Raw genomic sequence first — 12,844 nt, 5'->3', positions numbered from 1 at the left:
TCAGAAGACCTTCGACCCTGGACCTATCATCCCTTTCGCAAGCGCCCCCATACCGATGATACTGTCCTCATAGATCATCGCGCCAGGCTCTATCATGCTGTTGATGCCCGTCTTCACGCCATCCCCCATGATGACACCTAGCTTCCTCAATCCTGTGTCGACCATCTCCCCCTTTATCGACACCTTCACGTTCATGTTATCGAACCTAAGGTTCGCGACCTTTGTGCCCGCACCGAAGTTGCACCTCTCACCGATCACGCTGTCACCGACATAGTTGTGATGGGGAATGTGCGTCCCGGCCATGATGACCGAGTTCTTCACCTCCACGGAGGCCCCTATCTTCACGCCCTCTGCCAAGGAGGTGCTCCCCCTGATGTAACAGTTCGGGCCGATCTCGCAACCTTTAGATATGAAGGCTGGCCCCTCGATATAGGAGCCGCTTTTGATGACCGCCCCCTCTTCCACGACCACCATGCCCTTCAGCACAGCGCCCGCCTCGACCTCCCCTTTGATCTCGCCCTTCATCCTCGACAGCAACACCTCGTTCGCTTTTAAGAGGTCCCAGGGCATCCCGACATCCAGCCATTCGTCCTGCAGACGGAGCACCGCCAGGTCGTTATGTTTCGAGTAGTCGTTGAGCGTGTCGGTGATCTCATACTCACCTCGCCTCGACCTCTTGGTCCTAGCAATGTAGCTAAAGATATCCTTCTTGAACACCATCATTCCAGCGTTGACCAGCTTTCCGACGGGCTCCTTTGGCCTTTCGACTATCCCCTCAAACCGCCCGTCCTTTTCTCTGATCACGCCGAACCTCGAGGGATCGGGCACCTCGACAGCACCTACGACCGCATTCCCCGTCCTATGATAGAGGTCGAGGGCCGCCTTGATATCTTTTTCAAAGATCAGGACATCTCCGTTGATGCAGATGAAGTCCTCATCGATATGACCTTCCGCCGTCCCTATCGCATTGGCAGTACCCAACCTTTCCTTCTGCTCGAGGTATGAGATCTTCAACCCTTCCCTCTCCCCATTGCCAAAATGTTCCTTGATCCGACCCCCCTTCCAGCCAACGAGAAGGACGATATCATCGACACCAGAGGCCTTGAGGGCCTTGAAGAGGTGAGCGAGATAAGGCCTACCAGCGACGTTGAGGAGAGGTTTCGGGGTATTTGTGGTCAGAGGTCTGAGCCTTGTCCCTTCCCCCGCGGCGAGGACCAACGCCTTCATTTCAGACACCTCTTGACCAAACTTCTGGCCATGTTCATCAACCTATCAACCTCATCTTTCGTTCTTGCCTCGGCCGTGATCCTGATCTTTGGCTCGGTACCAGAGAGCCGGACCAAGAACCAACCGTCATCGAACTCGGCCCGGAACCCGTCGACGGTAATGAGCTTGTTGCATTTGACCATGTTCATCTCCGCTGCGATCTTGCCCCGCAATATGTCACGTTCTGTGGCCTGGAATAGGAAAGACTCTCTTGCGGTCGGATAAGAAGGAAGGGCATCTATCATCTGTGAGAGCCTTCTCTCCGAGACGAACTTGGCCAACAATGCGGCCGCGTACACTCCGTCAGGGCAGAAGGACTCCCTTGGGAATATGAACGTTCCAGAAGGTTCGCCTCCGAACGGGAAATCGAACTTCTTCAAGGCCTCGGCCACGTAGACGTCTCCCACCTTGGTCCTCACGACATTGCCGTCGACGATGTCGTCGAGCACCATCGAAGCATCGATCGGCGCCACTATCCCTCCAGCTTCGGTCAGCGAGGCAAAGAGCGCTAAAAGCTTGTCCCCATCTATGAAGCGTCCGTTCTCATCGACAGCGACCATCCTGTCGCCATCGCCATCATGTGCGATCCCGAGGTTCGCACCTCTTGATATCACGGCATTCCTGAGATCAAGGAGCTGGTCCTCGGTAGGCTCAGGAAGCCTTCCTGGAAAATGCCCATCAGGCTGGGCGTTGATGGTGAACACAGAACATCCCAGCTCTCTCATGAGCACTGGTGTGATCCCGGTCGTGGCACCACATGCACAATCCACGACGACCGAAATGCTCGCGCTTCCGACCGAGCGCAGGACCTCTTCGATATGGGCCCTGACCGCTCCCACATGCCTTCTGAGCGAACCGACCTCATTCCATTTTGGATATGCGCGTCCTTCCTCGATTATCAGCGACTCGATCTCGTTCATCTGTCCTGTGTCGAACGCGCTCCCATCAGGATTCCACATCTTGACCCCATTGTACTCCGCTGGGTTATGGGATGCCGTCACCATCAGCCCGCACCCATAGTCAAAAGCGGCACGAGCCAATGTCGGCGTCGAGACCATTCCTGCAAGATGGACATCGGCACCTGTGGACATCGCCCCTCCAGCGAGGGCCATCTCCATCATGTCCCCGCTTGTACGGGTGTCCTTCCCGATTATAATGTTCTCATGCTTTCGGCCCACTGCGGCCCCGATCTTCAAGGCAAGCTCTACGGTCATCTCCCTTCCGATAACACCTCTTATGCCCGATGAGCCGAACAACGTCATTTTCTCATTCGGTCATGGCTCTGACCCAATATATCTTTAGCGTGCTCTTTTGATGGACTGTCATTGATTATTATCAATCGGCCAGTCATACGCCAGGATGATTTGAATATCGATAAAAAATAATTTAGAAAATCAATCGTTAAACATGCTCAGGCTGGATAATTAGACCGAAAAAACGGATTTATTTTTAAATAAAATATTGTCTGGTCAAAGAACATTATCAGATAAATTTTATATATTAGTCAGGTTCATTACATACTGGACAATAGGCCAGCAAGGCCTCAGAAAGGATGGTGATAAGATGGTCATGGAGAAAATCAGCCTAGACAAGGCAAAGGACATCGCCAAGAAGAAGGGCTTGAAGCCCGGGCGCGTCAAGGGCACCAACGGGATCCAATTCACAAAAGGCAACAACCCAAGGCTCGAGACGGTCACCTGGGACGACTTCGAGAAGACCCTCTCCAAGAGGGGTCTGGCCGTTTACGAGAGCGGCGGCTGGATGAAGATCATGAAGAAGTGAGCAAACCATCACTGATTCTTCATATCAATAAAAAGATCCCTGGCTTAAAGTGGCCCAATTGCCACTTTTATCTTATTTATCACTTATTCTAAGACCTTGTTCAACTTTACAATATGGCATTGGAGACATCATAACACACGTCAAACAGTTTATTGGCTCAGAGCAACATCTATTTGTCCGGCCATTCCAACAACGCAATATATGGCATGCCCCTGTGCCCGATCTGATCGACCAATTGTTCGATATGGGACAGGTCAAGGTCCAGGCCAACTTTTTTTAGCTATGCTCTCCCACAGCATCCTTGTCTCATCTATTCTGAGGGTTGACATAGGTCCATTGTTCGAATGTAAGATAATGACATCTTCTTATCTTGCGTTCCTTAGGACACATGCCTGCTCTAAAAAGGTCGCGTTATTCAGACGTCCATAGGCCGTCGTTTTGCCCTGATATGACCTTCCCTTCTGAGCTCCCCCTCGTTTCCCGCTTCTACATCGAGGACTGGTTCGAACATAGTCATGGACCGTCCAAACCTCGAAAAATGACCGTCAAATCCCAAGACCATCCAAGACCACTTAGATCTGGTATGGGATCACATGGACACATGTCCAAGCACTCTTTGGATCTCGGCGACCATCTCTATTATGGTGTACGGTTTTTTGACCACCCCATCAAACCCAAATTCCCTATATTTGGCCATGACAGGGTCGGTCGAATATCCGCTCGATACTATCGCACGGACCCCTGGGTCAAGCATTCTTAGCTTGGAGATCGCCTCCTTCCCGCCCATCCCTCCTTTTATGGTCAGGTCCATGATAACGAGGTCGTATGGTCTACCTTCCTTCTTTGCTCGTTCATATTCAGCAATTGCACCCTCTCCATCAAGCGCCTTCCCCACCTCATATCCATGCACGGAGAGGAGCTCGCCCGTTACCTCCAGAATGTCCTCCTCATCGTCCATCAATAGTATTCGCGCACCGCCCTCTTTGACGGGGCCTGGACCTTCATCGTGATGCACCTCGTCCGATGCCAGTAGGAACACGGAGAACTTACTTCCGATGCCCAAGCCCGATTCGACGAGTATGTTACCATGATGTCTCTTGACTATAGACAATGCGTACGTGAGCCCTAGACCTTTCGATCTCTTGGTGCTGTAGTAAGGGTCGAAGATGTGTGGAAGATCATCATCTGCGATCCCTATACCATTGTCAGTAATATCGATCCTGACATATCTCCCTGGAGGAATGCTGCTCGCTCCCTTCTCGGTCACTAAGACATTTGTCGCGGAGATGACGACCTCTCCCCCTTTGCTAACTGCTTCCTTGGCATTGACCACTATCGCTCTCAATGCCTGTCTCAACTGTCCTCTGTCCCCTTGGATATCCCAAACGTCTTCCGTGTAATCCAATTTCAAGATTATCGAGGAACTGAACGACACATCCGAAATGACGTCCTTGATGAGGGCCACAGCAGGTATGGGATTCATCAATGGTTCGCCACCAGACGAGAATGTCAGGATACTTTCTGTCAGGCTATACCCCGCCCGTATAGACCTCTCTGTGCTCTCTAGCCTGTCCCTAAGTCCCTCATCGATCGCAGGGGACGACCTGATCAACGATATGTTACCGAGAACAATTGTTAGAAGATTGTTGAACTCATGCGCCATCCCACCTGCCAAAAGGCCGAGGGACTCGAGGTTTGCGGTCTGCAACCTTTCGTTCTGCAGCTTCTTCAGCTCGGTTATATCCCTTCCAACACCCTGGACCTCCGTGAGGGAACCCTCGGCGTCGAATATCTTCCTATAGGTCCATTGGAGCCAATGGACCTTGCCGTTCACAAGCACCTTGTATTCTATCATACCAGAAGGGTTTGCGATGTCGAGCCCTTCGATGAACTTGTCATATTTTTCTCGGTCTTCATCAACTATGTTCTGAGCGAAGGGCTGTTTCGCGTCTTTACCATTCTCGAGGCCGAAAAATCTAGAGAACGCCTTGTTCATGAAATTGATGGACCCATCGGGGGAGGTCCTCACAATGAGCTCCGTCTGATCCTCTATGACGGCCTGGTATCTTCTTTGGCTCATCTTAAGGTCCTTCTCGACCGCGCGTCTTTTCTCGATCTCTTTGGCCAGGACCTCGTTGACCTTCATGAGCTCGGCGGTCCTCTCCTTAACCATCTCCTCCAAGCTTTCGCGGTACTTTTTAAGCTCATCGTCGGTGAGCTTCTGTTCGGTCACATCCCTGGCCACTGCCTGATACTCGGAGACCGACCCATTTTTCACTACAGACCTTATGGTCCAAGCGTGCCATCTCAGATCCCCATTCCTGTCAAGGCTCCTAATGTCCAATGGCCCGACCGTCTCATCTTTTTTCAGGCCTCTGATCGCATTGAGAAGCTTATCGAGATCGATGGGCAGCACATGGTCGGTCAAAGACTGGCCGCTCTTCGATCTCGGCCCCCCGTTCACGAATTTAAAATAGGATTCATTACCGAATGTTATATTCAGCTCTGGGTCGAACCTGACGATCATCTCGGTCTGGTCCCTTAGGACCGACCTGAAAAGGGCCTCTTTTTCCTCGAGGTCCTTTTTTACCATTTCAAGATTCTCCAACATGATGTTGATCGACCTTCCCAAAGAGGAGATCTCGTCCTGTTTATCTTCGATTCTGACCCGCTGGCCATCCTTGGGGTCCCGATAGATCTTGTTCACATCGTCCTCGAGCCCTTCGACCCTCTTTATTGCCAATCCCACGCTGAAGTAGATTATGACCAAAAAGATCATCGAGGCCACGATTATCGAATATAGGACCAGTTCCATCGTCTCCTTGCCAAAGAGAAAAACATCCCGCCCCATCGTGGAGGTGATCACCATGGTCGGTTGGCCGTAGACGTCGCTAACCAAGGAGTAGAGCCTTAGACGGTCGTCGCCGTCCTCAACAACAGCGTATCCGTTTCTCACCAGGTCTTGAAACCCTTTCTCCCCAAGCTCTTGGTGCAGGGCCCCATCATCATACGGCTCCATCAGGACATCGTAGGAGGTCAGATCCTTCATGTTGCTGGCCCAATAATCATCCACCGTCCTTGAGAACCATATGAAACCGATACCAGGGCCGCTCCCATCGCTGTGGAACGCCCTCCGACAGCTGAACATCGTAAGGTCATCACCTATCCGGACCAACCCCGAGATCCCCTCTCCATTACCTACGAGACCTTGCAAACCATCAGGGCCGACCGTCATGTTGAGGAGATCCTGAGAGCTGGGCACAAGGGTGTCGTTCTGTAGATGATATGCAAACAGCAGCTCTCCCTGATCATCGATGATGACCACATCGTCAAGGTGGAGGTTAATGAACGTTCCCAGGACAAAGTTCGATTCTAAATACTCGGGGTCCTTCTGCGATATGAACTCGTACGTGTCGTCCCAGTTGGTATAATCTATGAGGATGGTCCTAAGGTTCGCCTCTTCATGCTCATATGCGACCATTGTCTTATCCAATCGCTGCTCGATGTCGCGTCCCTCTATACTTTTATAGCTCGCATTGAGGATCGATGAGATGGAGACATACGTGGCACTGAAGAACACCAAAAGGGAAACGGCCACGACCAACAACATCTTCCATCTGATCTTCAAGCCAGCTACGGCCCCTGGAGTAACGCTTCCGTTGCAAATCGAGACCAGAAATAAAAGCTTGGCGTTATCAATTTCGCATATCGATAATCAGCACCATTACGATCTGGCGACCTCGATCACCAGCTCCCTGCCGAAGGCCTTCTCGAAGGCCCTTCTGTGCGACTCAACTCCCCAGCATTCGAGCTGACAATCGTCCTTGGTGACAATACGCAGGACCGCCTTTTTCTTATCGACCTTGACGAACTCGGACGAGACCACTATGCCCATGTGGCTTCTGTCCAGGCTCTCGGCGATCCTAAGGAGCGCCGCGAGGACGATAACGACCTTTTGGGACCTATCGTCCAATCCGCTCAATTCCGGATCCTTTTTGCGAGGGGCCCGTTTCCTATGGAACTTGGCCACGTTCGCTATGACCGAGATCTCCCTCTGGTCGAACCCTAGGAGTTCTGAGTGCGATATGATGTAGTACGAGTGTAGATGGTGGTCGCTGAAGGATATGAAATCACCAATGTCATGCAGGAATGCTGCGTGCTCGAGAAGGTCCCGCTCATCCTTCCTGTACGGATGCAGCCTCTTTTCTGCGCCGGAGTCAAACAATCTCAGTGCCATATCCCTCACCCTCTTTGCATGCTCCTCATCGATGTTGCATGATCCAGCTAGCTGCATCACGCTCCGGGCACGCACATCCGTTTCACCGACGCTCGGAAGCAGACCTTTTTCTGCCAGATACTCGATCAGCATCCCGTCCCTCAGACCCCTCTCGCTTATGACGACCTCTTCGATGTGGAGCTCCTCCATCAGCGTCTCGAGCACTGCCGCCCCCCCTATGATGATGTCCGCCCTTTCTGGATTTATTCCAGGCACCGACCTCCTCTTCTCAAGAGGAAGAGAGCAGAGCATCGAGGCGACCTTCTTGAGATGTGCTCTTTTGAGGGTCATTTGCTTGTCCAAGGGGAGGTCGAACAACCTTGCGGCGATCTGAGCGAGGTTGATGGCCGTGCCTGACGAAGCCACAGCGATCGATATTTCCTCCTCCTCCACCCTCTTCTTGGTCCTCACGGTAGCGGCCTTGGCGTGCTTCTTCATACGGGAATACATCTCCGAGGTGACTGGACCTCGGTGCCCATCAGGCAGGAATAGAGAGCTGATCCTTATCGCACCCAGATCAAGGCTGTCGAGGTACGAGTGACCGAACTGGTCCCCTATCATGATTTCGCAGCTTCCCCCTCCGATGTCTATGAAGAGGGCCTTCCTATGTCCGATGTTGATACCGCTCGATACACCTAGGTATATCAACCTGGCCTCTTCTTTTCCCGAGATGACGCTGACATCGAGGCCCGCCTCCATCTTGATCCTCTCGAGAAGTTCCGCCTGGTTCCTGGCCTCTCTTGCGGCGGAAGTGGCCACAGATATGATCTCCTCTGCCTTGTAGTACTTGGCCAGCTCTACGAACTTCCTGCAGACCAGGACTGCCCGCTCCATCGCCGCGGGAATTATGAAACCCTCTTTGAACTCCGATTCGCCAAGCCGGACCGTCTCTTTTTCCTGGCTCAATATGATGTAAGAGCCGTTCATATTGATCCTGACCACAAGGAGCCTGATAGAGTTCGTTCCTATGTCCACAAAGGCCACGACCTTTGGGACAGTCACATCTGTCATCCGATCCTCACCTTCATCCCGGTCAGCTCAGAGAAGAGGTTTGACTTACCAAGGGCCGCCTTAATGTTCTCTTCGCATACTGAAGGGTCTACAAGTTCGATCGCAAGCTCGCCCTTGACGATCTTGACCGACGAGATCTCTGCCTTCTTTCCATGGTCATGGTCCAGGCCGTCCGCTATCCTGAGGAGGGAGGCCAAGCGGACCACCTTGGCACGGTCCTCACGGTCAAGAAGGTCAAGGTTCCCATGCGAACGTTTGGGCCCTTTACCTCTATGATAACGACAGATGCTGGCGACGATGATTTTTTGAACGAGAGGCAGGTCAAAGGCGCTCGACATCATCACAAGGTCGAAGGAAGAGCGGTTGTGCCCCTTCCCCCCCCAGGCCCATCCGATATCGTGAACGATTGCAGCGCATTCCAACAGGACTCGGTCGCTGGGAGCAAGGTCAAGATCTCTCGACAGCGCATCGAAGAGCTTTAGGGAAAGGTCCCTTACATGTAGGGTATGTGCATCAAGATGTCCATGTTCCATCGCCAAGGACTCTGCGGCGCTCAATGCTCGGACGGGGTCCACGTCACCCTTGGCCCGGGTCCCTTTTTCTCTGCCTCCTGAAGCATAGGCCAAGCATTCTTTGGAGGACCATCTCAGCTCCTTGAACCTGTCAATGAGCTCATGCAATGGGTAGGCCGTCCTCCTCATTTTTACCACGCCCTCCTTAGGGTACCAGATTGTATATGACGCCCGAGGGTCTCCGTCTACCTGCCTTCCAACGCTCCCTGGGTTGATGAAACGAGCTTCGGCCTCTTCAACGTCCAGCGGGATGTGCGAATGCCCTGTTATAATGACATCGGCCTTTGCCGCGACGGCCAGCTCCTTCAACCTATCCTTTGACGTCGATGGCATGACCTTCTCTTCCCTTGAGGTCGGGCTGGCATGGACCACCAAAACATTCTTCCCCCCGACATCGATGAGCACCCTCTCAGGCAGGGACAGGAGCCAATCGCACTCCGCCCTCCCCAACTGTCGAACGATCTTTTTTATGATCACCTCTTTTGACCGGGGGACCTTTTTGCTCTCCGACCCTCCTTCTTTGAATGCTAACATCTCCCTGTCGAAGTTCCCGATCACGCTTATCGCCCCTCTCCCTGTCAGTTCGGCGATGACCTCAGGATTGAAAGGCGCAGGTCCTACAGAATCGCCGGCGTTGATCACTGCGACTGCCCCGGCCTCATCGGCATCTTTGAGGACCGCGAGCAATGCTGGCAAGTTTCCGTGTATGTCTGAAATGATCGCCACTGGGCCATCTGACATAGGGACCTTTGCGACACTTCCGCCATCCCTGACCGCCGCTTCAAGCCTGGGGATCGTTCCTTCCTTTATCTCGGCCCACATCTTTGTGAAATCGTCATAGAGTTCTGACCGCCGCGCCTCCCTGTCCGCCTTCAGGCTGGCCGCGCCGCCCCCCTTGATCCTTGCGAGCATAGACGTCCAGACATCGCAATCGTGCATCTCTCCCAATACATCCTGCAGCTCCTTTAATTTCTTGATGTAGGGCCTAAGGCCCCCCTCAAAGACCCCTGAGAAGATCTCCAGAGTGTATCGGAGCTTCTTTGTCGCGATCCTCATCTCATGATGCTCGATGACGGCCGAAGGGTCTTGTACATATCTGTCGAACTCGAACAGGTCATCGATGCCAGCCATCGCTCCGATGAGGGCCTTGCGCTTAATTGCCCTGAGGTCATCAACATAAGAGAGGGAATCATCGCACCAATCCTTCAGGGACCTTAGAGCACCTTCCTCTATCAATTCTTTGACTGACCGGTCGACGCTGGCCTGTGCCAAATTTCTTTTTTTGCACAGTGAGGCAAGAAGGCGATGCAGGGAGGCATCATCCTCTTTTTTTGAGATATAGCTCATCAGGAACTCGATCTGGACATCAAGGTCCCTCGCCTCGCCAAGGGACCTTGTCACGCCCTTCACCGTCCTCATCCAGACCTTCCTTTTGTCCTTTGGAAGACAATCATAGAAGGTGCCCAGGGATGCCCTCAATCGTCTTGATGCGACCCTGGAACGGTGGACGAACTCGATATCCGCATCTTTGGAGGCCCCCCTCAGCTCTCTTTCAAGATCATCCATCTGACGCTGTATCGTCAGGGCCGCAAAGCGCAGATAACCGGACTCAGGCATTACCATGCCATCTTCCTCTGTTCTTGATCAACCAAAGTTGCGAGTTGAATCTCTTTTCGCCCTTTTTCACCCTCACTGATCTATAGGTACCATCGGCGAGGAGCTCTCTGGCCTTGACATTGTCCGCCAAGTGGACCTCCAACATGTCCTTGATGATCGATCTCCTGATCGTCTCATCAGGGACAGGGAAAAGGACCTCGACCCTGCGGTTCAGGTTCCTAGGCATCATGTCGCTGCTACCAAGAAGCACCTCTTCGTCGCCTCCGTTCCTGAAATAGTATATCCTAGCATGCTCGAGGAAGCGGCCGACGATGGACCTTACCTTGATGTTCTCGCTGACGCCCTTCACACCGGGCCTCAGGCAGCACAGACCTCTGACATTGAGGTCGATCCTTACACCGGCCTGGGATGCTCTGTAAAGGGCCTTAATTATCTCTTTATCAACAAGCGCGTTCAATTTCCAAGCGATGTATCCATCCTGCTTGTCTTTATGGCGCTCGATCTCCCTCTCTATCCTTTTCAAGATCTCCTTTCTCAGAGAGTGAGGTGCCACCAACAATGTCCGGTAGTCCTCCTTGTGGGAGTAGCCAGTGAGCGAATTGAAAAGGTCCTGCACATCGGAGCAAATATCATCATCGGCGGTCAGATATCCGATGTCCCCGTAGACCCTTGCTGTAGCGGAGTTATAATTCCCAGAGCTGATGTGGGCGATGCGGGTGATCCCGTTCTTGGCCCTTTTGACTATAAGGCATACCTTCGCGTGCACCTTGAGGTCCACGAGGCCATAGACCACATGCACGCCGGCCTCTTCGAGGGCCCTCGCCCAGATGATGTTATTCTCCTCATCGAACCTGGCCTTAAGCTCGACCAGGGCGGCGACCTGTTTCTTGTTGCGCCTCGCCTCTTTGAGAGCCTCGATGACCTGCGAGTCATGGTCGATGCGATATAATGTTATCTTGATGGCCAGAACGTCTGGGTCCACCGCTGCCTCCTTGAGCAGATTGACGACCATGCCGAAACTGTCATAGGGATGATAAAGGACATAGTCCTTGTGCTCGATCGAGGATAATATCCTCTTATCGGAGAGGTCGGGATGGACATAAGGCATGAAAGGAATATCCTTGAGGTCTGGCCTGTTCAGACCGACGAGATACCAGAAGTCGACCAGCGCCAAAGGGTAGTCCTTCTCAAAGACAAGGTAGTTAGGGAGGCCCAGCTTGTTGGCGAAGAGCTCACGTAGCTTCTCTGGCATGCTGGTCTCGACCTCGAGCCTGCAGGGGGCACCGATACGTCTTGCCTCCACGGACTCCTCGACCGCCGTGAGAAGGTCCTCCGCCTCGTCGAGCTCGATCTCGATGTCAGCATCCCTTGTTATCCTGAATGGGTAAGACCCGATTATCTCCATACCTGGGAACAGCACGTCCAGGTTGGACTCGATGACATCCTCGATGAGAACATAGTGGACCTCTCTCTCATTCTTCGGTCCCTTCCCCTCCATGAACTCATTTGGGATCTGGATAAAGCGTCCGAAGAGGTTCGTTGGGACCTTGACCCTTGCATATTTCTGCACGCCGCGCGGGTCCTTCAAGGATACCGCCAGATTGATGCTGAGGTTCGAGATGAACGGGAATGGATGTGCAAGGTCCAATGCCAAGGGGGTGAGCGCTGGGAATATGGTGCTGATAAAATATTCTTTGAGATACTCTTTCTCCTTTGCGCTCAGCTCAGTGACATTATGTATAAAGATGCCCTCCTCCTTGAGGGCCGGGACAAGGTCGTCGAACCATAGAGCAGAATAGTCAGAGACCATGGACTGGACCTCTTTCTTTATCCTCATTATCTGTTCAAGGGGGGTCAGACCGTCCGGCGGCGCCTCCAGGGCCCCCCTCAGGAGCTGCCTCCTCAGCCCTGAGACCCTGACCATGAAGAACTCGTCCAGATTGCTGCCGCATATGGCAAGGAACTTGACCCTTTCGAGAAGGGGGTGCGACCTGTCCATGGCCTCCTCAAAGATCCTTTTATTGAACCTCACCCAAGCGATCTCTCGGTTCAGATATAGGTCTGGATCATCCAGAGGGTCACCGGGCATCTGCTTAGGCAGGATGTCCCTCTTTGACATCCTCTTCTCGACCTCCTTCCTTTGGGCCTTCATCTTCTTCTCTTCCATTTTAGACCGACCGTTTTCTTATCTCAACGACCTTTGAATATTTATCAGGTTCATTCTATTAATATATACCATGCCGGTCTAATATAGACAGCATGATATCTATCAAACTTTCATGACGGCCCCAGCATCGCAATGACGCCCTATGTCAGGTCA

Annotated in this window: 7 protein-coding genes; 1 reads left to right on the top strand and 6 read right to left on the bottom strand. The window is 52.6% G+C overall.

The window, feature by feature from the left end; all coding sequences use genetic code 11:
- Together HPY73_04070 and glmM are read right to left on the bottom strand one after the other, a co-directional pair.
- Positions 1-1,227: an NTP transferase domain-containing protein gene (locus HPY73_04070; GenBank protein QLH74702.1), complete on the bottom strand. Its 1,227-nt coding sequence runs from the start codon at positions 1,225-1,227 to the stop codon at positions 1-3.
- Entirely contained in the window at positions 1,224-2,528 is a 1,305-nt protein-coding gene (gene glmM, locus HPY73_04065) for a phosphoglucosamine mutase (protein QLH74701.1), read from the bottom strand. The genes HPY73_04070 and glmM overlap by 4 nt, the downstream gene beginning before the upstream one ends.
- A 307-nt stretch (positions 2,529-2,835) precedes the next feature.
- On the opposite strand from glmM, the gene HPY73_04060 reads away from it, so the two are divergent.
- Positions 2,836-3,048 (top strand): hypothetical protein, encoded by a 213-nt coding sequence (locus HPY73_04060; protein ID QLH75656.1) that lies wholly within the window; start codon positions 2,836-2,838, stop codon positions 3,046-3,048.
- Positions 3,049-3,637: 589 nt separating this feature from the next.
- On the opposite strand, the gene HPY73_04055 is transcribed toward HPY73_04060, so the two are convergent.
- The 4 genes from HPY73_04055 to ppk1 form a co-directional block, all read right to left on the bottom strand.
- Positions 3,638-6,676 (bottom strand): PAS domain S-box protein, encoded by a 3,039-nt coding sequence (locus HPY73_04055; GenBank protein QLH74700.1) that lies wholly within the window; start codon positions 6,674-6,676, stop codon positions 3,638-3,640.
- Between the two features lie 96 nt (positions 6,677-6,772).
- Complete coding sequence (locus HPY73_04050) at positions 6,773-8,335, bottom strand: Ppx/GppA family phosphatase (GenBank protein QLH74699.1); 1,563 nt, start codon at positions 8,333-8,335, stop codon at positions 6,773-6,775.
- The gene (locus tag HPY73_04045; GenBank protein QLH74698.1) at positions 8,332-10,530 is read right to left on the bottom strand and encodes a CHAD domain-containing protein; all 2,199 of its coding nucleotides are present in this window, start codon (positions 10,528-10,530) and stop codon (positions 8,332-8,334) included. The genes HPY73_04050 and HPY73_04045 overlap by 4 nt, the downstream gene beginning before the upstream one ends.
- Positions 10,517-12,613: a polyphosphate kinase 1 gene (gene ppk1, locus HPY73_04040; GenBank protein ID QLH75655.1), complete on the bottom strand. Its 2,097-nt coding sequence runs from the start codon at positions 12,611-12,613 to the stop codon at positions 10,517-10,519. Before ppk1 ends, HPY73_04045 begins: the two co-directional genes overlap by 14 nt.
- Positions 12,614-12,844 lie beyond the last annotated feature (231 nt).

This window comes from Methanomassiliicoccales archaeon (assembly GCA_013415865.1).
GTDB lineage: Archaea > Thermoplasmatota > Thermoplasmata > Methanomassiliicoccales > UBA472 > MVRC01.
Note: the sequence above shows the minus strand (reverse complement) of the source record. Positions and strands in the feature narration are given on the sequence as shown.